Raw genomic sequence first — 20,534 nt, 5'->3', positions numbered from 1 at the left:
CTATATTTATCGGATAATCTATCTGCATGGAATCATTCGGTAACAAACAGGAGCATATTTTCAATCTTGGAATAGACGAAACGGCCCGGGCTCATATGCTGGAGACCGTACGCTGGGGTAAATTCCTGGCGATACTTGGCTTTATTTTCCTTGGGTTGCTTACCGTGTTTGGTTTGTTAAGTGGTTTTGTGCTTTCTGCTTTCGATCAGAATAACACCTTTAGCGCGGGCATGGGTATCGGTATGATGTTCGTCTACCTGTTGATAGCCGGCATTTATTTTTATCCTACCTGGGCGTTGTACAAGTTTTCGGTGCTGAGTAAACAGGCGCTGGCTACTTACAATCAGCCACTGTTCAATGATTCACTCCGCTACCTGAAAAACGTGTTCAAGTTTTTCGGTATCATCACCATTGTTATGCTGGGGTTATACGGTATCGGTATCGTGTTTGCGGTATTGGGTGCGATGATGACGAACGTTTAGTTGTACATTTTCTCGATCTCGCCCGAGTATTTCTGTTCGATCACCTTACGTTTGATCTTGATGGAAGGCGTTAATTCGCCGCTGTCGATGGTCCATTCGTTTGGCAGCAAGGCGAATTTTTTCACCTGCTCTACGTGTCCGAACAAAGGATTGTATTTATCTACCTGCTTTTGTACAAGGTCTACAACCTCTGGTAATCTTACAAGCTCATCGTTTGTAGCAGGAGTCTTCATGCCTTTGTCCTCCAGGTGTTTCCTGATATGAGTAAGCGCAGGAACAATTAGAGCGCTTACAAATTTCCGCCCGCTACCTATCACGATCATTTGCTCGATGAACAGGCTCTCTTTCATTTTGTTCTCGATGACCTGTGGCGCTACGTATTTACCACCCGCTGTTTTGAATATCTCTTTTTTGCGGTCAGTGATCTTGAGGAAGCGGTCTTCTACCCAGGTGCCTATATCGCCCGTTTTAAACCAGCCATCTTTGTCAACAACCTCAGCGGTCAACGATGGGTTTTTATAGTAGCCCATCATGATGTTTTGTCCGCGAACCATGATCTCACCGTCCTCACCCAGTTTTACTTCTACATTTTGTATCACTGGGCCGATGCTACCTATACGGCGGTCTTCGCTTTTATATTTGTTTACCGAGATCACTGGTGACGTTTCTGTAAGGCCGTAACCTTCCATGATGGTTATGCCTGCCGAGCTAAATATTCGTATCAGCCGTTCCTGGCAGGCAGCGGCACCAGTAACAATGGCTCTCACATTGCCGCCCAGCGCTTCACGCCATTTACTGAAGATCAGTTTATTGGCTAATGACAGCTGCATGCGGTACCAGAGCGAGCCCTGGTTAATATTATCGTATTTGAAACCAAGGCCCAGAGCCCAGAAGAATAACTTGCGTTTGATGCCCGTTAATTCCAGGCCCTTTCCAAAGATCTTTTCATATACTTTTTCCAGCAGGCGGGGAACCGTAGTGAATACGACCGGTTTTACCTCCTTCAGGTTCTCACCTATGGTGTCCATGCTTTCGGCGTAATAGACAGATACGCCTGCGTTCAGGTATACATAGGTCACCATCTTCTCGAAGATGTGATTGAGCGGCAAAAAGCTGAGGGCTCTTTCTCCTTTGCTGGCAAACCAGAATTCGCACATGCAGTCACGAACATTGCTGGCAATGTTGTTGTGCGAGAGCATTACGCCTTTGGGATTGCCTGTGGTGCCTGAAGTATAGATTATGGTAGTTAAGGTTTCGGGCTTGATACGCTCGATCACACGCTCGTCTGGCAGAACGTTTTTTGCTATCAGCTCCTGCCAATGGGTGAGCCCATCCACTTTGTCGAAAGTGAAGATGTGTTTGAGCGTAGGTACCTGGCTAAGTGCGTCTTTAAAACGCTCGTAAATATCTTTATTCGATAAGAAAAGTATTTTTATTTCAGCTTCTTTGAGTATGTAAGCAAGGTCGTTGGGCGCCAAGGTCGGATATACAGGGGTGAGCACGCCACCCGTCAGCTGAACGGCAACATCCGTAATGATCCACTCGGGGCGGTTGGGAGAGATGATCGCGATCTTTTCCTGCTTTTCGGGGTCCAGGTCAGCGTTGGCTATACCTAATGATTCCAGTCCGCCTGCCAGTTTCCGGGCTGTTTCCCAAACATCCGCGCTGCTATAAGTTCGCCACATATCCTGCTCTTTGGCTGCCAGCATTACCGCGTTGGGGTTCTCTTTGGCTTGTGCCGATACTATATCAAAGAGGCGTTTTATCATACTTAAATTTAAGCTTTTTTGCTGTAATTAACTACGGCGAATTAGGAGATGATGTCTACTTTTACCTAATTGTAACAATAGTATGCCATGCAACTGGATTTGGAGCAATTGATACCCACACCGTTAGCTGAAGAAGTGCAGCGGCGCTCGTCGGCCATATGGGGGAGAGAAGTATTTATAAAACCGGGCGAATATGTTTTTGTGCAGGCTCCTTCCGGAACCGGTAAGACAACCCTGATGCATTTTCTCTACGGCAATCGGGGAGATTATACCGGGACTATCAAATGGGAAGGAAAGAGTATGAAGAACTTTGATCCCAACCAGTTGGCCGGCATCCGAAAGGACAACCTCGGTATCGTGTTCCAGGACATGCGACTATTTCCGGAGCTGACCGCATGGGAAAACCTTGAGGTAAAACGTGTGCTTACAAATACAGTGGAACAACTGGATGTGAGGAATTGGATGGTACGCCTGGGTATAGGTGACAAAGCGAATGCTGTTGCCAGCACACTTTCGTACGGCGAACAACAACGGGTGGCGATCATTCGCGCACTGCTGCAGCCCTTTAAATGGTTACTAATGGATGAGCCGTTCAGTCACCTGGACAGGCAGAATATCGAAAATGCGATTGCTCTTATCAAGGAAGTAGTAAGCAGAAATAACGCAGGCCTGATACTAGCCGATCTGGAAGACAATGACTATTTTTCTTACACGCAAAAATTACTCCTGTAATGTCTCAGCGAAGCGTGTTATTGGATAAGTTGCTGCGGCACAATAAAGGCAGGTCGCGGTTATGGTTATCGCTGGGCGCGTTGGTTGCTGGTACCACTCTCCTACTGCTAGCGGTGATGGTGTGGTGGAATTTTACTGAACTGTTGTCTGGCAAGCACGATAACGATAGCCTTGGCAGCACTTTTCTGACAGTAGGTAAACGTGTGACCAATGAGACAATGGGAAAACCCAATGCCACAATTTTTACTCCGGCTGAAATAGAAGCTTTTAAAAGTGCTCCACAGGTGCAGGAAGTAGGCGCGTTGATGTCGAACCGGTTTCCTGCTTATGCGGTAATGAATGCTGCCGTAGGATTTTCGACGGAGATGTTTTTGGAGGCCGTGCCCGAGCGCTTCATGGATAAGCTGCCAAAAGACTGGCATTGGCAGGAAGGCGAAACAGAGGTGCCGATCATTGTTTCGAAAGAATTTCTGAATCTGTACAATTATGGTTTTGCATTGAGCCAGGGGCTGCCGCAGCTTTCCGAGTCGTCGATACAATCTATTTCATTCCAGTTGAAGATCGGTAATTCGATACAAGGTGAAACAATGAATGCCAGGGTGGTTGGATTTTCAGACCGTATCAGTTCGGTGCTGGTGCCCGAAGATTTTTTAAAATATGGCAACGAGAAGTATGCTCCGGGTATTGCTATTGGTCCGTCGCGGCTAATTGTCAAAGCGAAAGATCCTTCTGATCCGCTTTTCGTAAGTTATCTTAAGAATCATGACTACACCACCAATGCTGAACAACTGCGTTGGAATAAGCTTAGGGCTATTGTAGATGTAGTAGCTAGTGCAACCGGGTTGCTGGCAGTATTGCTGATGGGAATAGCAACGATGGTGTTCGTATTGTTTATCGAGCTTACGATCGCCAAAGCGCAAGCATCTATCAAGCTATTGCTGGAGATCGGTTATAGCCCCGAATTCTTAAGTAGTTTCCTGCTACAAAAATTCATTCCGCTCGTGATGGCTGCACTAATGTTTGCAATGCTGGTCGCATTGGGCATTCAGTATATTGCTCATAACGCGCTCCGTGAAATGCAGCTTCATGTTGCTTCGCTTCCGGGTTGGCCGGTTTGGGCAGCTTTCGGTATCAGTACTGTTGTCTTGCTCTTGTTTGTTGTAACTTCAATTAAACGATCTATATCACACACATAAATATTCTATGAAGAACGTTCTTTTCAGCTTTGTTCTGTTTTTGACTTGCTTCGGCGCATTTGCGCAGACCAATATTCCTATTTCAAAAGACCTGGAGGTTGTTGGCATTACACCTAATGTATTGATGCATGTATCGCATATGCAAACAGAGTCGTTTGGCAAGGTGCCTTGCAACGGGTTAATATACATAGTAGGCAAAGAGGCGGTGTTTATGGACACCCCGCATGACGATAAGCTCTCCAAGAAATTGCTCGACTGGTTTGCTGTTACGTACCCTGGCGTGACGATAAAAGGTGTGATCGTTGAGCATTTCCATGCCGACTGCCTTGGTGGTCTTAAAGAGTTTCATAACCGCGGCATCAAATCGTATGCAAACACGCGAACCATCGCATTGGCTGAGAAGAACGGGTACACAGTACCTTTCAACGGTTTTGGCGATGAGCTGAAAATGAAGATAGGCAACGGACGCGTGCAGTCGCGCTATTTTGGTCCGGCTCATACCTCAGATAATATTGTTACCTGGTTGCCAGATGAGGGAGTTTTGTTTGGAGGCTGCATGATCAAAGCAGCCGGTGCCGGCAAAGGCAATCTTGATGATGCCAACGTGCAGGAGTGGTCAAACACGGTAACCAAAATAAAGAATGAATTTGGCAGCAGGACGAAAGTAGTAGTGCCCGGTCATGGCGATCCCGGTGGAGAAGAACTGCTGGATTATACTATTAAAATGTTTTCTGCTAACTAGTTTGCGGCGGCGTCTTCTTCGTTATATGTAATAACACTTTCGCGGTTGCCGTTGATGACGTGCCACTGCTTGTCGGCATCATTGCGCAGGTAGTTGACATCGAAGATGCCATGACCTGTTATGTGTGAATAGAACGCCAGGATCACGTGACTGTTTATCGGCTTGCCGGATATCGCTGCGGGTTCCCAAACGGGCATTTGAGCAATTGCATGATCCAGCCCTAGCGTTTTGATCTCACCAGCACTATTGCTGCTACGGTTGATGAATTTTCGCGCGCAAGGCTTGCCTGTTGAATCGACAGCTATCTCTACTAACACCACTCCTTCGATGCGGTCAACGTCGCGCATGTTCAAAGCTTGTTCAAAGTAGTTTTTTAAGCGTCCGAGGAATACTGCTTTATCGTCTCCGCAGTTGTAGCAATAATCAAAGTCGGGGCAATTGGAAGCATAGTTGATGACTCCCTGAGACTGGGCAGATGCAACAATGGCGTTCAGGGCAAATACAACAACGATCAGCGAACTTTTCATATGCATTGTATTTGTACTGAAGTTACAATCTTTTCTGCCTATATCAAAGGTTGGGCACCTCTGGCTGATCGGGCATTGGCGGCATCATCGGTTCCGGTCCCTGGGGATAAGTGACAGGTTCAGGCCCAGGTTGGCCCGGTTCTTCAGGCATCGGCGGGTCGTTGGGGTTAGGCACTTCGGGTACAGCCGGCTTGTTGGGATCGGGTACTTCCGGTTTTTGTGGTATTTTTCCTGGTTGCTGATCCATAACACGTACGTTTATAATACAATACAATAAAAATTACGCCAACATAACCGTTAACTTTGCACGGTCTATGAGCATCCCATTTACATACGAACAGGCGCAGGAAATATGCGAAGACTTTGAGGACCTTGAAGGTACGGAACTCGTCATCAAGAGTCAGCCACCAGTGAAATGCGAGATCGAGCGCATTTGTATCGCACCTTTCGATAGTATTGAAAAACAGGAGTTTGTAACCGGCTACACAGCAACGGCGGATCCGATAACCGACTTTGTTGCTTATGAGGGCCCCGAATGTGACGTACTCCTGTTTTTACGCAATGTTAAAGATGATAACGATTTGATCGTTATGACCATAGAGGAATATATCACCACAAATGGGGTGAGCTATAATTTCCCCGGCTAATCCCGATTAACGGAAGATCATTTTTTTCGACTGAATAGACCTGCCATCAATTAAAAGCGAGTAAGTATAGATGCCACTCATGCCATAACCGTGCTGGTACATCAGCTCGTTCATGCCAGTTTTTAGTTCTATGCTTTTTCTGAACACTTCACGACCGGTAATGTCTGTTATCGAGATCTGGGCTTCTTTATAAGTGATGGGCTGATGAACCAGTACGGATATCATTGTCGCTTCGTCGCCTGCAGGGTTTGGAACATTTTGCAAGAGCTCGATCCCTTGCTTGCCTGAGCGCGGATCGTTGATACCTGTTGTTGAAGCTGTCAGTTCTCGTGACGGCAGGCTCTCAATGCCGTCGGCATCAACCGACATTACGCTAATGCTGTAGGTGCCAGGCGCAACAGTAAGGGTATGCGTGAGGCCGCCGGTCACTGTATAAACCGAATCCCAATCGTTGGTTGCGGTACGCAGACCGATGCGGTAATGATTGTATGGTACGGGATCAATGATGTTCAACGTGAGATCATTGAGGCCCGTGCTGCTGACGTTAAAGTCCGGACTCTTCGGGCCAATGGCGATCATGCCGGCAGCATTACCATTGATGACCGCATTCCGGGCCAGGTAATTAAAGTCAACAAAGAAGCTATCTATGACAGTGTCAAAATCTGTATCTACGCCCAGAATATCACTAGAGGTATGCTGACGGTCGGTGTAGCCTGGACCATTGCTGGCATCGCCGTGCTCGTTGGCAGAGGTAAATCTCATCGCCGTGAAACCACGTTGACGGAAAGGAATATGATCGCCGCCGCGGCCTATACGATCTTCATCTGTCATTATGCTGATCGTCATTGGAACAATAGCCAGTGGACGAATCATTTCTTTGTATTCCAGTTTGATGAACCTCGAAAGGCCCTTGTGTGGTGAATTAAACCCACCGAAAGAAAACAGGCGTACTTGTGTACTGTCAATTGCATTAAGTCCCGGGCAGCTGGGTGGAGAAGACGTTTGTCCGCATATGATGCCGCCGACAACGTCGTTGTTCATTACAGCTTTGATCGTTATGCCTTGCTGTTGTGCATATTTCGCGAACGCACGGGCGCCAAGCAGGCCTTGTTCTTCGCCGGTAACGGTTGTAAAAACGATCGTGTGTTTGTAGGTGAACTTACTCATCACACGTGCCAGTTCCATCACAAGGGCGGTGCCGCTGCCATTATCTTCCATGCCCTCTGCAAGGCAGGCCGTATCGCAATTATCGCTGCAACGACTATCCATGTGGCCTTCTATAATGATGATCGATTTGTCGGAGAGGTCTGAACCTGGTAATACAGCAAATACATTTCGGTGCCTGGTCTGGGTGCAGACTAAGGTGTCGAATTGCAGGTATGACGGCAGCAACCTGTTTTCACTCTGCGCGCTGAACTGCTGGAACTTACTGTATATCCACCGGCGCGCTGCACCGATGCCCTTGGTTGACGAAACGGTATCAGATGACGTGTTGCGGTTTTTAAACTTTCGCAGCTCCATCAAATAAGACTTCATGGAGTCGGGCGATACCTGTGCCAGGATGCCTTTGCTGATCGTATCCGGATCGTTGAGAACGACACTTGCGGCATAAGATGCCGGATTGTAATTGCCCATCATCACCTGTTCGGCTACAATGTTGGTAGAGGTCAGGTTATATTGAGCATTTGCGTGCAGTGCCGCACACAAAAATGCCGCGAAAACGACAGCAGCTTTTTTCATAAAAGGTTATTGTAACGTGAAAGTTATAAAAAAGCTTATAAAAAAGCGAGGCCCGACAAACGTCGGGCCTCGCTTAATGTTGGGTAGTTCTTTTCTTAAAGTTTATTGTTAGTATCAGTATACGTTCCTTTTATCGTTACACCCGATCCTTTTGTTACGTTGCCGTTGACGGTGATCGTATTGTTGGTGCCGACGAATTCGAGTGTGCAATTGCTGTTCAGATCAAGGTTTCCGTAAATAGTTACGTTGCCTTGTATCTTCAGCGTAGCATTGCTTTTTACGGTGAATGTCTTACCCGATGATCCAAAGGCAAGCGAACCTTGCATCTGGAACATGCTATTGCTTTTCACTTCTGAATTATTGGCGATGGCCATAGTGCCGCAATAAAACAAGCTTGAATTACTGCTTATGGTCAGTGAGTTCAGCGAGATAGAGCCGCCATATTGCTGCTGCTGGTTAGAGCTGATGGTCATATTGGTATTGCCGGTGTAAGCGGGCAGTCCTATGCACGTTGCTGCAATTGAAGGTGGGGTGATCTTAATAATCTTCATGCCTCCTCGGCCTGCTGCAACGAATAAGTAGTTGTCTTTGCTTTTTACGTAATTGATAGAGTTCCCGATTCCGAAACCGAAAGAACCGACCAGGTTGAGTGAATGATCATTGGAATTTTCTATACACACATACGTACCAGCCGCGCCATTTGCTGCAAATATCAGCTTGTTATTGAATGTTACGGCATTGGTTACTATGTCATTACTGTTCACAACGTTTGGCAGACTGGTAGGGAGCGTGATCTCACCAACTTTTGCCCCCGAATTCACATCGTAGTATTTAATGCCACCCAGTCCATTTGCGATCAGCAGATAGTTGCCGTTAAAATCCATAGTGCGTTTTGCCTCTGCAACGTCATTACCCAGGCTGATATTTTTTACGTAACCATTATTCGACTTGTTATAAATGTTAACGCCGCCGGTTCCACTTTGTACAGCATACACGCTACTGTTGGCCGCTACGCTTCTTGCATCTCCAATGTTGATAGCGTTCGTCTGCTGTAAATTAGCAGGGTCGACGATAAAAAGGCCGCCAATGTTACCGGTGGTCGCATATATTTTGTTGTCAGCTGCAATGATGCCCGTACCGGCGTATCCGGTATAATGTACGGTTTGCACGGTCGATGTTGGTGTGCCGTTTTGAAGTTGAATGTATCCCACAACTGCGGGGTAGCTCGAAGAGCCCGGGTCTTTAGCTCCTGCAAAGAAAAGTTTGTTATCCAGGTAAGCTATCGCATTGATGTCGATGCCTGTAAAAACTACGCTGGAAACCAATGTAGGTGTGCTGGCAGTACTGATATTAAAAACGTCGATAGCGCCTTTGTATTTAGCGCCTTCTGTGTTATAAGAAATATAGGCATAATTGCCATTAATCTCTACGTGCGTAGCACGAAGCGTGTCGCCTCCATTAATGGGAGCAGATACCGATGCAACGAGTTCAAGTGGGTATTCATTGCTGGAAGTGTCAGCAGTGGTTTTTTTTTGCTCGCCGGCGCTGCCATCTATTACGATCACACCTGCCTCAGATGTATGGACGCGACTGCCCAGTCCTGAGGCATCACTTTCAATAAGCACCTCGTCTGAAGGTGAATCGTTTTTGTCTTTTTTACACCCGGCAGCAAATGCTGCTACCCCCAACAACCCCACATAGAGTACGTTCTTTAAACTCATTTCAAGCATTTGACGGCAAAATTAATATGTTGTGGGGAATCGGTAAAACAGGTGAAGGTGATGTTCATCACCTGTTTTATGACAACGGTATATTAATTTTATTCCTGTATCTTTCTATTATGAAGCTTTCCGCCAACAGAAAATTGTTTCTGGGTTTCTCACTTGCCATCATTATAGCCATATTCATCGGTGTCGCCAACTACCTTACTTTTCGCCAACAGGCTGTTGAAAGTGATTGGGTTGCGCATTCCTACCGGGTGATGAATAAGATCAACGAAGTACAAAATAATGCGACCGAAATGCAGACGCGGCGTCGGGGCTATCGCGCAACAGGTGACCGTTCTTTTCTTGACGCTTACTATGCGAACCACCAGGCGCTGTTGCCGGCCATGGAGCAGCTAAGATTACTAGTTTCTGACAACCCTGTACAGTCAAAGAATGCGGAACAAGTGATTACATCGGTTAATGCTATCATCCGCTTCTGGGACGGCCTGCCTACCGATGTTTCCCACTACACCCATGAGGATATCGTTAGGATAACCAAAGAGGAGCGACAGTACATGGACAAGGTGCGAGCGGCTGTTGGTATCATGCTGGACGTAGAAAGAAAATTGCTCGATGAACGGCAGGCATCAAACAAAGCTGCTCTCGCCAGGGCGAGTGCAATATCTATCATCGGGACGATCCTGGTGCAGATCATCATCTTGTTGCTTATTTATTTCATCATCAAAGAGTTCAGAAGCAGGCAGAGAGCAGAAGAAAAAGTGCGTGAGAATCTACATGAAGTACACCAACTGAATGAGGCTGCAAATGAAAAGAACTGGTTGCTAAGTGGTGTATCTGCGGTTAATGACAACTTGCAGGGAGCTGGCGATATGGAGACGCTTTCCCGGAATGTGGTGCAGGCATTAGTCAGATACATCGATGCGCCTGCTGCAGCATTGTATGTTTATGATGACGAACGACAGGAATTGGTGATGAGAGCTGCTGCTTCTCTTCCGGGAGACGCGCTTCGCAGGTATAAGATAGGGGAAGGATTGGTAGGACATGCTGCCACTGTTAGAGAAATGCTTATTACGAAAAATGTTCCTGGCAGCTATTGGAAGTTGCAGTCGGCAGCAGGTGGTTTGCAACCCGGAGAAATACTCTGTTTGCCGCTGGTTACAAATAGTGAGCTGAAAGGTGTTTTGGAGATTGCCAATTTTCAATCTTTCACTCCTTCGCAAATACAACTTGTGGATAGTGTTTCTGATAACATAGCTATTGCTATCAATGCTGCAGATGCACGTGATAAGGTAATGGTCTTGCTGGCACAGGTGCAGGAACAGAAAGTGCATCTTCAAAATCAGCAGGAAGAACTTAGACAAACGAATGAAGAATTAACGAGGCAAGCCGAGGTGCTACAGGCATCGGAAGAAGAATTACGTGTACAGGAAGAAGAACTGAGGCAAATAAATGCTGAACTTGAAGAGAAAAATGAAGCGGTGGAAGTGTCGCGCAGGGCGCTTGCGAATAAAGCGCGTGAGCTGGAGATTACGAGTAAGTATAAATCGGAATTCCTGGCAAACATGTCGCACGAGTTGCGTACACCTTTGAATAGTGTTTTGATACTTGCCAAACTATTATCGGAAAATAAATCGGCTAATCTAACAGATAAGCAGGTAGAATACTCCAGGATCATTCATAAATCCGGTACAGACCTGCTAAATCTTATCAACGATATACTGGATCTTTCGAAGATAGAAGCCGGCAAGATCGATTTCCATTTTGAAGACGTGAACGTAAAAGGCATAATGGAAGATATACGGCAAACGTTCACCGTACTAGCCGAGCAAAAAGGTATTAATTACGTTGTTGAAAAGAGCTCGCGTACGCCTGAACATATAGTTACAGATAAGCAGAGACTCGAGCAGGTGATCAAAAACCTGTTGTCGAATGCTTTCAAGTTTACACCAAAGGATGGAGCCGTCACTTTGTCATTCAATGTAGTCAACGGCGCGGGTAATTTTGTTTCTGACCGATTACTGAATTCGAACCGTGCGTTGGAAATATCAGTTGCTGACACCGGGATTGGTATTTCTCCGGACAAGCAGCAGTTGATATTTGAGGCATTTCAACAGGCAGACGGTTCTACCAGCCGTAAATATGGTGGCACTGGCCTTGGTCTTTCCATCAGCAAAGAATTAGTGAAACGATTGGGAGGTGAACTGAAAGTGGTAAGCGAAGAAGGAAAGGGCAGCACTTTTTATATCTACCTGCCGTTGGAAAAGACCGACCTGCAGACTACGCCAGCATCGGATGACCTGCATGCAGCAGAAGAGAGGCAAGTACCTATAGAGGAGCTAACGAATAACGTGATCACTCAGCATGATGTAGCGGACGATCGTGAGCAGATAGGCAAAGGGGATAAGGTGATGCTCATTATAGAAGACGACCCGCAATTTGCAAAGCTGGTGCAGGATTTTGCCCGGGAGAAGAAATTCAAAACCATTGTAGCGCTGAAAGGCGACGAAGGCTTGTACTATGCCAACAAGTACAAACCTTCTGCAATAATACTCGACATGCAATTGCCGGTGCTGGATGGCTGGTCGCTACTTAAGATATTTAAGTCTGACGAAAAGCTGCGACGCATACCTGTGCACGTCATGTCGGCTATGGATAACCTTGATAGGTTAAAAGATTCGGCAATTGCCTACCTGAAAAAGCCAATAGACAAGGATGTGCTGGAAGAAGCATTTTTGTCGATATCGAAGCATATTTCCGCGGAAGTAAAGAAGATACTGATCGTAGCGGGAGAATACATTAAAGATGACACCATCAGCAACGTATTGTCGGAGCGTTATCCCGACGCAGATGTTGTGTATGCTCTTTCTGAGCCAGATGCCGCTCAGCAAATTGAGACGGCCTCATATGATTGCGTGGTTGTAGATATAGGTAAAGACCTGGCCAATGGCACTGCGGAGGCAAAGCGTCTACATACTATGGCAAAAGCGAAGAATATTCCTGTAATACTTTACATCGACAAGGAATTAAGTTCGAGCGATGAATTGCAGCTGAAAAAGATATCGGACGTTGTTATACAGAATTCTGATAGTTCGAAAAACAGGTTGCTTGACGAGTTGGAACTTTTCCTGTATGCAGTAGATGAGCATAAGACGGTGCCACAGGCAAAGGGACCCGATAGGATGATGGAAAAAAGCCTGAAGGGCAGAAAAGTGTTACTGGCTGATGATGATATGAGGAACGTATTCGCCTTGTCAACACTGCTTGAAGAACAGGAAATGGTGGTAGTGGCTGCTGAAAATGGCAAAGACGCCATCTCGCAATTGAACGAACACCCCGATACTGATATCGTGTTGATGGACGTGATGATGCCAGAAATGGACGGCTATGAGGCTACCCGGTTGATCCGTTCCGACGTTCGTTTTAAGGGATTGCCGATCATTGCACTTACGGCCAAAGCCATGCATGGGGACAGGGAGAAATCGATACAGGCCGGAGCGTCCGACTATATCACCAAGCCGGTAGATAGCAGCAAATTGTTTTCACTAATGCGCGTTTGGCTGTCGGCCTAAGAGTATGCCAGAAAGAAATCTTTCGAACGAGGAGCTGAATGAAATACTCCACCTCATACACCGTACTTACGGGTATGATTTCAGGGACTACTCCAAAGCGTCTATCAAAAGGCGGGTGATGCGCTGTATGGAGATGAGTAGTTTAAAAACCGCCTATGAGTTAAAGTTCAAGCTCGCGAACGACCCCGAGTATTTCAAATGGTTTCTGGAGGTGATGACGGTAAACGTAACCGAGATGTTTCGTGACCCGGAGTTTTATACGGAGCTTCGAGCCAAAGTATTCCCTACATTGGCCAGCTATCCCATTATCAAGATATGGCATGCGGGATGCGCAACAGGAGAAGAGGTGTATTCGATGGCCATAATGCTGAAAGAAGAGGGCTTGCTGGATCGTGCAAAGATCTATGCAACTGATATCAACCCTTTGAATATTGAAAAGGCAAAGAAGGGAATAATGCCATTGCAGCACATGAAAAATTACACCCATAATTATATACGCTCGGGTGGACGGGCGGAGTTTTCTGATTATTACACTGCGCAGTACGGGAATGCGATCATCTCAAACGAGCTGAAGAAAAACATCCTGTTCTCACAGCACAACCTGGTGACAGACCAGGTGTTCAACGAGTTTCAACTGATATGTTGCCGAAATGTCCTGATCTATTTCAATAAGGAGCTTCAGAACCGGGTAATAAATTTGTTTTATGATAGCCTTTCTCCATTGGGCTATCTGGCCATTGGTACCAAAGAATCATTGTTATTTACAGATCTGCGTGATAAGTTTGAGACAATAAGCTCAGAGAATAAAATATATAAACGCAAAAAAGGAATCGCTAATAACAAATGATCGAGGTCGTTGCCATAGGAGGATCTGCGGGAAGTTTGCCGGTTGTGATGGCAATACTTAAAGCATTGCCATCAAAGTTTGACTATTCTGTCATCCTGGTCATTCATCGCCTGAAAAATGTGAGCAGCGAAATGGAACGCATACTGGCTGGAACTACTGATCTGCAGATACGTGAGCCGGAGGATAAGGAGCCAATAAAGCCAGGCGTTGTTTACCTTGCACCGCAGAACTATCATTTGCAGATCGAGGCTGATAGAACTTTCAGTCTTGATTACTCTGAGTTAGTTAACTATAGCCGCCCGTCGATAGATGTAACGTTTGAATGTGTAGCTACAATATTTAAGGAAAAGGCTGTTGCGGTACTATTGAGCGGGGCAAATGCCGATGGTGCTGCAGGATTAGACAAGATCGTGCGCAGAGGCGGCGTAGGAATAGCACAAGATCCTGCATCGGCCGAATATAAATTGATGCCCCAGTCAGCTTTAGACAGGAACAAAGAGATATCAAGCCAATCACCAGAACACATCGTCAACTATATTTCAACTATCACTTCATTGCCTAATCGCAAAAAGTAAATTAATGCACAACGATCCACAGTTTACAATTCTATTAGTAGACGACAGGGAAGAAAATCTGATAGCTCTTGAAGAGATGCTGGAAGAACCAGGACGTGTTTTTCTCAAAGCTGCTTCAGGTAATGAGGCGCTGAAACTGGCGCTCAAAAATGAGGATATAGGGTTGATATTGCTAGATGTGCAAATGCCTGATATGGACGGATTTGAGGTTGCGCGATTGCTGAAGTCCAATCCTAAAACAAAAAACATTTCCATCATTTTTGTTACCGCTATCAACAAAGAAGAGCAGTATGTGATGAAAGGTTTTGACGAGGGGGCTGTGGACTATCTGCAAAAGCCTCTGGATATAAATGTAGCTGTCGCAAAAGTGAAAGTATTCGAGCGTCTGTATTTTTATCAACGCGAGTTGAAAGGTGCTTTGCAAGAGGTATCCAAGATCAACAAGCAACTGGAACAGTTTGTTTACGTTGTGGCGCATGATCTGAAGTCGCCTCTGGCGGGGATCATTGGGATGCTGTCGATAATGAATGAGGAAAAGCAGATAGCTGATAGTCCGCAGCTTAAGGAGTATGTCGATCTTATATCTTCGGCTGCGAATCATCTTTCGGAGATGATAACGTCAATACTTGCCCATTCAAAGCAAACAATAGATCAGCAGTCCGTGGAGCGTGTCGATGTAGATGAAATGGTTCGCCAGATATCGCATCTACTTTTCCCGCCCTCAAATGTTTCGATCGCGATCAATGGTAAATTGCCAACGGTGCGTACGCGCAGGCTAAAACTGCAACAAGTGTTTCAGAACCTGATCAGCAATGCTATTAAGTACAATGACAAAGTACAAGGCGTGATCGAGATAGGCTGCCGTGAGAATTCCGATTGCTATGAGTTTTATGTAAAAGACAATGGTCCCGGCATTCCTAAAGAGGACCAGGAGAAGATCTTCAAACTATTTCAAACATCTGCCAATAAAACGAATGGTGATAGCAGTACAGGTGTAGGTCTGAACATCATTAAAATGAATGTAGAAGAACAGGGCGGGCGTATTTGGGTGGAGTCGACACCCGGAGAAGGAAGTAGTTTCTATTTTTCATGGAATGGCATATGATTTAGAAGGCGCCGATCGGCGCCTTCTAAATTACCATTGAACGGTCAGGTAGTCTGCCTTGCCCACGGTGTTGGCAAGGACGATATACCCAAACTTTGATCCTGCCAGGTATTGCGCGGGAACCTCGAAAAGCTTGGTGCCGTTAGCATATCCCTGCCAGTAGTTGCCTACTTGTTCCAGTTCTATATCATTCCAGCCAGCCTGTATCGCCGAACTGTATTGCCAGTCGAGAATTGTTTTTACAGGTGTATTGGCATTGCCTTCTTTATACAGAGCGAAGTACCCCTGGTCGTCGATGAAGAAAGAATAGCCGTAGTCTTCGTTAGATACGCCAAAGGCCAGGCCCATTGCATTGTCAGATGTCAGTCGTGTCTGCACGAGAAAATCCTTTCTTACGTTGGCGCCGGTTACGATAGCCACTGTATTTGTACCGTCCTCGGCCGGGGTATATTCATAATTCAATGCGCCGCCGCTAATGTTTACGAATGCACTATTTGATGCGTCGCTGAACGACCAGTTGTGTGCATCGTAATTAAAGTCGTCGTTGAAGGTCATTTGATAACCGACCGGCGCGGGTGGGGGAGTCGGTTCCGGGTGGTAGTAATCATTCTTTACACACGAACTAAATGCTAGGGTGCCTGCTAAAGCCAGTAATATGATCTTTGCTCTCATCTTTAAATTGGAAGTCTTAACTCATGCAGGGCAACAAATATGCCAGTTGTGTCCTGTTAAAAGTAGACCGTGCGTCTATTTAACAACACTCTAACAGTTCCGAGGCCCTTCGTTCCCCATAATCTTGGAGAATGTCTAAAAAACTGGCTTGTAGGGTGCAATGGTCTGATATTTTACACATGGGTAGCGAGGAAAAGGATTAGTTATGAAAGCGAGTTTAGTATTAGGGATGATTGCGTTGTGCTTAGGTAGTGCTGCCTGTAATAAAGTAGCGTCAGAGAATGAGGCTGAAAGTACAACGTCAAAGACCGCTGTTGACGCGGATTTTACCAATCTTGAAACTGGTGAACCCGTAAATATATCCACCGACAAGGAAACAGGGTACGCACTGGATGCCAAAAGCGGAGAGCCTGTAGAGTTTTATGTAAACATGAATACTATGGATACCTTCTATGGCCGCACCGGTACTGTGGTGAATAACGCCATTTTCCTGAACGAGACAGGTTACTATCAACTTGACGAAGACAAGATCAAGTGGGAAGATGATAGCATGACCGTTGTGGGCACTGATGCCAATACCAGGGCTGCAGTAAAAGAGAGCGAAGCTAATAAAGACAGTGCGAAGGTAAAAGTGGACGAAGACGAACTAAAGATCAAGCAAGGCAATCAAAAAATAAAAGTTGAAGATGGAAAGTCGAAAGTTAAAAGATAGCCGGCTGCAAACTGGCATGGTCTTTTTTATATAAGATGTAATAAAAGCTAAAAACTATGGACAGGCTTGAGTTTAAAGGTAAATGGAATGAATGGCGCGGTAAAATAAAGCAGGCGAATTCGAGGTTGACAGATGATGACTTGAAGTATGAGGAAGGTAAAGACGATGAGATGATTGGTCGCCTGCAACAAAAAATGGGTAAAACCCGCGATGAAGTGATCAAATGGTTGCGATCGCTGGGTTAAGAGTTGCGAGACATATTTAGAGAACGGTGGCCGAAAGCATCTGATACATGCTGCCACCGTTCTTCTTTTTTTATTCAATCTCGTATACCATCGTCAGGTCTTTCTGCATGAAGATCTTTCCCAACTGCATATTTACGGCATTTGCCGCACCGCTGGCTCTAGTTTGTACGGCATCTATAATAAAAAGATCATTCGGTATTGGGGTATTCTGATGTGTTTCATCCACCGATAGCAAATGAAAGCCTTTTACGTTAGCGGCAGTAGCAATGATATTAGCTTTGCTGGCGCCATTCTTCACCGCTTCTGCCACCAAATCGTCCATTCGCTTTGCTTTGTCGGCAATCCCATATTCTCCTACGTAAAGGTTTTTGAAGTCTTTTTCTACCAGGCGGATGATGATGCTTTCATAGCGTTTTAGATCTTCTATGCGCAGGGTGTATTGTTTATTGACCTGGTATTTTGATCCGAACACGGCGTAAGCTTCGCCTGTGTTAAATTGTTGGACCCGCAGTTTGGACTGGTCGATACCAAACTCTTTGAGTACGCTGAGCAAGTCGCGCTCTTTCTCGGCTACATAATTGCTGTTATTTACTTTTTCTTTTTCCTGGAGTGAGATGTGCACATCAACATAAGTAGGTTCATAATACTGCTCCGAATGTCCCATTACCCGTATGTATTTTACAGGTTTTTTTTCCTGCGCGTCGACAGAAAACGTAGCAAAGAAAGCCAACAATAAAAAGGCGGTATACTTCATATATCTTGTTTGTTTTTGGAAATCAAAAACTGTGCAGAAAATTATTCCTTACCGCTCATTCCCTTGAATTGGTGGTGTGTTTCCCTGAATAAAACGTTAAATGTCGTCAGCGAACCATATATAGCAGTGATATATTGCTGCAGATCGATCTTGTCTTCGTCTGTAAGTCCTTTATGTGAGTTTATCTTTTGTTCTATTAGTCTTAGACGGTCGCGCACCATTACAATCTTGTGAAAGAACGTTTCTATCGGTACTTCTTTTGGTTGCAGGCTGTTATCCGATGGCTTGAGTATCATGGTGCCATTGTTCCATTTGTTGGCCATTGGGACTATCTGCATCTCGTGCAGTCGGCGCTCCAGGATATTGTCCAGTGCCTGCTCTATATCAGCGAGGGTGATGTTCGACGATCCTTCGGACGCAGCTCCTTCTATGGCTGCAATCACTCGCAGGTCGTAGTCTTTGTTGATCGATTTTGTGGCGTTTTGAGATTTGAACCAGATGGTATAAGTCTCACTCGTGCTTTCAACGATAACACCACGGCCAAAATGAGGATGCTCTACGCGCGAACCAATACCTAATGTTGTTGTTTCCATCCGTCTATAATAGTTTGAAGTTTTTGGCTTTTGAAAGATGTAAATTTATGGAAAACAATAGCATGGCTATACGCAAAGTTTTATCAGGAACTTTTGTGGGCATTGGCATTTGTGGTACCCTACTTATTCTTTGGACTGCATTGACAGGTATTTACAAGGGAAAATCCGTGCTGGGGTCAACCAAAACCATTACAGGGAAAGTAGCTGAAGTTAGCGAGGGCGGAGCGTATGATGCAGTCTTTCACCTGGAACAATATAAGAGCACGTTCTACATCAACCGTGGCCTGCAGTATTATGACTTCACTCTGGAGGGACTGATGCAATTATCCAAAGGAAAGGAAGTGACTATTTCCTACGTCTCACAACTGTCTCCGTTTGATATGGAAGGACGGAGTGGACACATGAACCGGCTGGTCATTGGTGACAGTGTGGTGTTTGATGAAATGAAAGGTATTCCGGCATACAAAGAATAAAGGCTTACCTTTGATAATATTTTAAAAGAAACTGTATGGATAGTAGTTTTGTAGTTGTAGCCAAAACAGTAATGGAAAACAGGCAAATGCTTGCTGCGCTTACATATGCTTTGAGCGTAAGTAATCCTGAGTTATTTGCTGTATACGAAGAAAAGCTTGCCGAGATCAAAAAGACTCATGAAAGAGATTTTATGCTGATGGATAGTGTGCTGCAAAAGCTGAATGAAAAGGACAAGGAAGAATAAAATTTGGAGTAACTTATAAATGAAAAAGGCACCGTACGGTGCCTTTTTCATTTATAAGTTAGATGCCTGGTTCGGCTTGTCGTCGGTGATCTTTTCCTTTTTTGACTTGTCCTTTTGTTTCTTTTCCTTTTCTGTTTTTGCCTTTTTATTCTCAGCTACTTGTCTCGGTTGTGGCTTTGGCTTGGGTTTAGCCTGCGGCTTGGGCGCCGGACGTTTTTTGGCTTTGCTGACGTCTGCCTGATACATATAAGCGATGTCATCGTTTACATAAATATTGAACGAATAATCGCCGTCTGTGGCGAAGGGAACATCTACATACAGCAGGTTGTCCTCGATCGTATATTTAACGGGTACGCGATCGCTGGCACGAGCCGAAACAGCCATTGATTTGATGAGGTCAGGTTCGCCAACTTCAAAGATCATTTTCTTGGTAGTATCTGCCTTGCCACGCACGCTACCGCGTTTCGCGCTTACGGGATACATCTCATTCACTATTGCAGCAGGACGAATGATCGGTGCCTGTGTGAAGACTGATTTATTTACCGGTGTATCAAGTAACTGCCATTTTTTGTCCTTTGGATAGTGGGTCATGGCAAACAATTCCTTGTCGGTCATATACCAGGCATCTGTAAATGCTTTGGTAAATGAGCGGAATTTGCGATCGGTCCGGCCTACTGACCATGCAATATCTACGAGGTACCATTTCCCATTTACTTCTACCGAATTCCATGTGTGCTTGTTCCATTTATCACTTACTTTCCCAATGTCCCTTGGGTCAGATTTTGCCATACCGCTGATAACTGTGCTCCTGATATGAGCCATATCGAGCATAGCTTTGAACAGGTTGGCATAACCTTCGTCCGTCGTTTCGCGATTGTTGAGCGCCTCCGAAGCTGACGGATTGAAATTCCTCGGATGGCGTTTGCCAACAGTCGAGTAATCGACATTATGCGCTATCCACATGTATATTGCACGCACCTGGTCCTCCTGTGGCAGAGTTCTGTGTTTGGTGAGTGTGTCAACTATTGTTTTCAGATAGTTTCCATGCATTGGCCCTACAGATGCAGCATATTCATCTGTTTTGGAATAGTCCTTTCTGTTTATGCGCTGGGCATCTGCAGAGCAGTAAAGACCGAACGCCAGGGTGGCCGTAATGATCCATTTCTTCATCTCAGTCGGTGT

The 20,534-nt window shown here is 45.5% G+C and carries 22 protein-coding genes; 13 read left to right on the top strand and 9 right to left on the bottom strand.

What is annotated here, in order from left to right; all coding sequences use genetic code 11:
- Window positions 1-26: 26 nt before the first annotated feature.
- Window positions 27-482 carry a hypothetical protein gene (locus P2W83_RS02850; RefSeq protein ID WP_276132178.1) on the top strand — a complete coding sequence of 152 codons (456 nt, stop codon included), beginning with the start codon at window positions 27-29 and terminating at the stop codon, window positions 480-482.
- Here the strand turns inward: P2W83_RS02850 and P2W83_RS02845 are convergent.
- A complete protein-coding gene (locus tag P2W83_RS02845; protein WP_276132177.1) occupies window positions 479-2,251 on the bottom strand; it encodes an AMP-dependent synthetase/ligase in 1,773 nt (590 codons plus the stop codon). The genes P2W83_RS02850 and P2W83_RS02845 overlap by 4 nt on opposite strands.
- 87 nt (window positions 2,252-2,338) lie before the next feature.
- Between P2W83_RS02845 and P2W83_RS02840 the strand changes: the two genes are divergently transcribed.
- Genes P2W83_RS02840 through bla form a run of 3 tightly spaced genes read left to right on the top strand, consistent with a single transcriptional unit; the run spans window position 2,339 to window position 4,921 of the window.
- On the top strand, window positions 2,339-2,983 hold the full coding sequence (locus P2W83_RS02840; RefSeq protein WP_276132176.1) for an ATP-binding cassette domain-containing protein: 645 nt from the start codon (window positions 2,339-2,341) through the stop codon (window positions 2,981-2,983).
- A complete protein-coding gene (locus P2W83_RS02835; RefSeq protein ID WP_276132175.1) occupies window positions 2,983-4,179 on the top strand; it encodes a hypothetical protein in 1,197 nt (398 codons plus the stop codon). Before P2W83_RS02840 ends, P2W83_RS02835 begins: the two co-directional genes overlap by 1 nt.
- Window positions 4,180-4,186: 7 nt before the next feature.
- Window positions 4,187-4,921 carry a subclass B1 metallo-beta-lactamase gene (gene bla / locus P2W83_RS02830; protein WP_276132174.1) on the top strand — a complete coding sequence of 245 codons (735 nt, stop codon included), beginning with the start codon at window positions 4,187-4,189 and terminating at the stop codon, window positions 4,919-4,921.
- Here the strand turns inward: bla and P2W83_RS02825 are convergent.
- Entirely contained in the window at window positions 4,918-5,448 is a 531-nt protein-coding gene (locus tag P2W83_RS02825) for an energy transducer TonB (RefSeq protein ID WP_276132173.1), read from the bottom strand. The genes bla and P2W83_RS02825 overlap by 4 nt on opposite strands.
- A gap of 43 nt (window positions 5,449-5,491) precedes the next feature.
- Window positions 5,492-5,695, bottom strand: a complete 204-nt coding sequence (locus P2W83_RS02820; protein ID WP_276132172.1) for a hypothetical protein — start codon at window positions 5,693-5,695, stop codon at window positions 5,492-5,494.
- A 67-nt stretch (window positions 5,696-5,762) separates the two neighbouring features.
- Between P2W83_RS02820 and P2W83_RS02815 the strand changes: the two genes are divergently transcribed.
- Entirely contained in the window at window positions 5,763-6,095 is a 333-nt protein-coding gene (locus P2W83_RS02815) for a hypothetical protein (RefSeq protein WP_276132171.1), read from the top strand.
- A 6-nt stretch (window positions 6,096-6,101) separates the two neighbouring features.
- On the opposite strand, the gene P2W83_RS02810 is transcribed toward P2W83_RS02815, so the two are convergent.
- Window positions 6,102-7,835, bottom strand: a complete 1,734-nt coding sequence (locus P2W83_RS02810; protein ID WP_276132170.1) for a M28 family peptidase — start codon at window positions 7,833-7,835, stop codon at window positions 6,102-6,104.
- Between the two features lie 95 nt (window positions 7,836-7,930).
- Complete coding sequence (locus P2W83_RS02805; protein WP_276132169.1) at window positions 7,931-9,556, bottom strand: LVIVD repeat-containing protein; 1,626 nt, start codon at window positions 9,554-9,556, stop codon at window positions 7,931-7,933.
- A gap of 26 nt (window positions 9,557-9,582) precedes the next feature.
- On the opposite strand from P2W83_RS02805, the gene P2W83_RS02800 reads away from it, so the two are divergent.
- Genes P2W83_RS02800 through P2W83_RS02785 form a run of 4 tightly spaced genes read left to right on the top strand, consistent with a single transcriptional unit; the run spans window position 9,583 to window position 15,658 of the window.
- Complete coding sequence (locus tag P2W83_RS02800) at window positions 9,583-13,131, top strand: response regulator (protein ID WP_276132168.1); 3,549 nt, start codon at window positions 9,583-9,585, stop codon at window positions 13,129-13,131.
- Between the two features lie 4 nt (window positions 13,132-13,135).
- Window positions 13,136-13,978, top strand: coding sequence for a CheR family methyltransferase (locus tag P2W83_RS02795; RefSeq protein WP_276132167.1), 843 nt, complete (start codon window positions 13,136-13,138; stop codon window positions 13,976-13,978).
- Complete coding sequence (locus P2W83_RS02790; RefSeq protein WP_276132166.1) at window positions 13,975-14,553, top strand: chemotaxis protein CheB; 579 nt, start codon at window positions 13,975-13,977, stop codon at window positions 14,551-14,553. The genes P2W83_RS02795 and P2W83_RS02790 overlap by 4 nt, the downstream gene beginning before the upstream one ends.
- Window positions 14,554-14,557: 4 nt before the next feature.
- On the top strand, window positions 14,558-15,658 hold the full coding sequence (locus P2W83_RS02785; RefSeq protein ID WP_276132165.1) for a sensor histidine kinase: 1,101 nt from the start codon (window positions 14,558-14,560) through the stop codon (window positions 15,656-15,658).
- Between the two features lie 30 nt (window positions 15,659-15,688).
- Here the strand turns inward: P2W83_RS02785 and P2W83_RS02780 are convergent, their stop codons facing one another.
- Window positions 15,689-16,330: a hypothetical protein gene (locus P2W83_RS02780; RefSeq protein ID WP_276132164.1), complete on the bottom strand. Its 642-nt coding sequence runs from the start codon at window positions 16,328-16,330 to the stop codon at window positions 15,689-15,691.
- 205 nt (window positions 16,331-16,535) lie between these two features.
- Between P2W83_RS02780 and P2W83_RS02775 the strand changes: the two genes are divergently transcribed.
- Complete coding sequence (locus P2W83_RS02775) at window positions 16,536-17,042, top strand: hypothetical protein (protein ID WP_276132163.1); 507 nt, start codon at window positions 16,536-16,538, stop codon at window positions 17,040-17,042.
- A gap of 56 nt (window positions 17,043-17,098) precedes the next feature.
- Window positions 17,099-17,287 carry a CsbD family protein gene (locus P2W83_RS02770; RefSeq protein WP_276132162.1) on the top strand — a complete coding sequence of 63 codons (189 nt, stop codon included), beginning with the start codon at window positions 17,099-17,101 and terminating at the stop codon, window positions 17,285-17,287.
- A 70-nt stretch (window positions 17,288-17,357) separates the two neighbouring features.
- On the opposite strand, the gene P2W83_RS02765 is transcribed toward P2W83_RS02770, so the two are convergent.
- Window positions 17,358-18,041 carry an SIMPL domain-containing protein gene (locus tag P2W83_RS02765; protein WP_276132161.1) on the bottom strand — a complete coding sequence of 228 codons (684 nt, stop codon included), beginning with the start codon at window positions 18,039-18,041 and terminating at the stop codon, window positions 17,358-17,360.
- A 41-nt stretch (window positions 18,042-18,082) separates the two neighbouring features.
- Window positions 18,083-18,634: a hypothetical protein gene (locus P2W83_RS02760; protein ID WP_276132160.1), complete on the bottom strand. Its 552-nt coding sequence runs from the start codon at window positions 18,632-18,634 to the stop codon at window positions 18,083-18,085.
- Window positions 18,635-18,681: 47 nt separating this feature from the next.
- Here P2W83_RS02760 and P2W83_RS02755 point away from each other — a divergent pair, with 47 nt between their 5' ends.
- Window positions 18,682-19,107, top strand: coding sequence for a hypothetical protein (locus tag P2W83_RS02755; protein WP_276132159.1), 426 nt, complete (start codon window positions 18,682-18,684; stop codon window positions 19,105-19,107).
- 35 nt (window positions 19,108-19,142) lie between these two features.
- On the top strand, window positions 19,143-19,352 hold the full coding sequence (locus P2W83_RS02750; protein WP_276132158.1) for a hypothetical protein: 210 nt from the start codon (window positions 19,143-19,145) through the stop codon (window positions 19,350-19,352).
- A gap of 51 nt (window positions 19,353-19,403) precedes the next feature.
- Here the strand turns inward: P2W83_RS02750 and P2W83_RS02745 are convergent, their stop codons facing one another.
- Complete coding sequence (locus P2W83_RS02745) at window positions 19,404-20,522, bottom strand: transglutaminase domain-containing protein (protein WP_276132157.1); 1,119 nt, start codon at window positions 20,520-20,522, stop codon at window positions 19,404-19,406.
- Between the last annotated feature and the right edge of the window lie 12 nt (window positions 20,523-20,534).

It is taken from the genome of Polluticoccus soli (assembly GCF_029269745.1).
GTDB classification, from domain to species: domain Bacteria; phylum Bacteroidota; class Bacteroidia; order Chitinophagales; family Chitinophagaceae; genus Polluticoccus; species Polluticoccus soli.
Note: the sequence above shows the minus strand (reverse complement) of the source record. Positions and strands in the feature narration are given on the sequence as shown.

Bases quoted from the DNA above. Each gene is read 5' to 3' on its own strand.
- P2W83_RS02825 (WP_276132173.1), bottom strand. From the start codon at position 5,448: ATGAAAAGTTCGCTGATCGTTGTTGTATTTGCCCTGAACGCCATTGTT.
- P2W83_RS02850 (WP_276132178.1), top strand. From the start codon at position 27: ATGGAATCATTCGGTAACAAACAGGAGCATATTTTCAATCTTGGAATA.
- P2W83_RS02780 (WP_276132164.1), bottom strand. From the start codon at position 16,330: ATGAGAGCAAAGATCATATTACTGGCTTTAGCAGGCACCCTAGCATTT.
- P2W83_RS02755 (WP_276132159.1), top strand. From the start codon at position 18,682: ATGGAAAACAATAGCATGGCTATACGCAAAGTTTTATCAGGAACTTTT.
- P2W83_RS02770 (WP_276132162.1), top strand. From the start codon at position 17,099: ATGGACAGGCTTGAGTTTAAAGGTAAATGGAATGAATGGCGCGGTAAA.
- P2W83_RS02775 (WP_276132163.1), top strand. From the start codon at position 16,536: ATGAAAGCGAGTTTAGTATTAGGGATGATTGCGTTGTGCTTAGGTAGT.
- P2W83_RS02790 (WP_276132166.1), top strand. From the start codon at position 13,975: ATGATCGAGGTCGTTGCCATAGGAGGATCTGCGGGAAGTTTGCCGGTT.
- P2W83_RS02800 (WP_276132168.1), top strand. From the start codon at position 9,583: ATGTTGTGGGGAATCGGTAAAACAGGTGAAGGTGATGTTCATCACCTG.
- P2W83_RS02745 (WP_276132157.1), bottom strand. From the start codon at position 20,522: ATGAAGAAATGGATCATTACGGCCACCCTGGCGTTCGGTCTTTACTGC.
- P2W83_RS02810 (WP_276132170.1), bottom strand. From the start codon at position 7,835: ATGAAAAAAGCTGCTGTCGTTTTCGCGGCATTTTTGTGTGCGGCACTG.
- P2W83_RS02785 (WP_276132165.1), top strand. From the start codon at position 14,558: ATGCACAACGATCCACAGTTTACAATTCTATTAGTAGACGACAGGGAA.
- P2W83_RS02750 (WP_276132158.1), top strand. From the start codon at position 19,143: ATGGATAGTAGTTTTGTAGTTGTAGCCAAAACAGTAATGGAAAACAGG.
- P2W83_RS02840 (WP_276132176.1), top strand. From the start codon at position 2,339: ATGCAACTGGATTTGGAGCAATTGATACCCACACCGTTAGCTGAAGAA.
- P2W83_RS02815 (WP_276132171.1), top strand. From the start codon at position 5,763: ATGAGCATCCCATTTACATACGAACAGGCGCAGGAAATATGCGAAGAC.
- P2W83_RS02820 (WP_276132172.1), bottom strand. From the start codon at position 5,695: ATGGATCAGCAACCAGGAAAAATACCACAAAAACCGGAAGTACCCGAT.
- P2W83_RS02845 (WP_276132177.1), bottom strand. From the start codon at position 2,251: ATGATAAAACGCCTCTTTGATATAGTATCGGCACAAGCCAAAGAGAAC.
- P2W83_RS02835 (WP_276132175.1), top strand. From the start codon at position 2,983: ATGTCTCAGCGAAGCGTGTTATTGGATAAGTTGCTGCGGCACAATAAA.
- P2W83_RS02760 (WP_276132160.1), bottom strand. From the start codon at position 18,634: ATGGAAACAACAACATTAGGTATTGGTTCGCGCGTAGAGCATCCTCAT.
- P2W83_RS02795 (WP_276132167.1), top strand. From the start codon at position 13,136: ATGCCAGAAAGAAATCTTTCGAACGAGGAGCTGAATGAAATACTCCAC.
- P2W83_RS02765 (WP_276132161.1), bottom strand. From the start codon at position 18,041: ATGAAGTATACCGCCTTTTTATTGTTGGCTTTCTTTGCTACGTTTTCT.
- bla (WP_276132174.1), top strand. From the start codon at position 4,187: ATGAAGAACGTTCTTTTCAGCTTTGTTCTGTTTTTGACTTGCTTCGGC.
- P2W83_RS02805 (WP_276132169.1), bottom strand. From the start codon at position 9,556: ATGAGTTTAAAGAACGTACTCTATGTGGGGTTGTTGGGGGTAGCAGCA.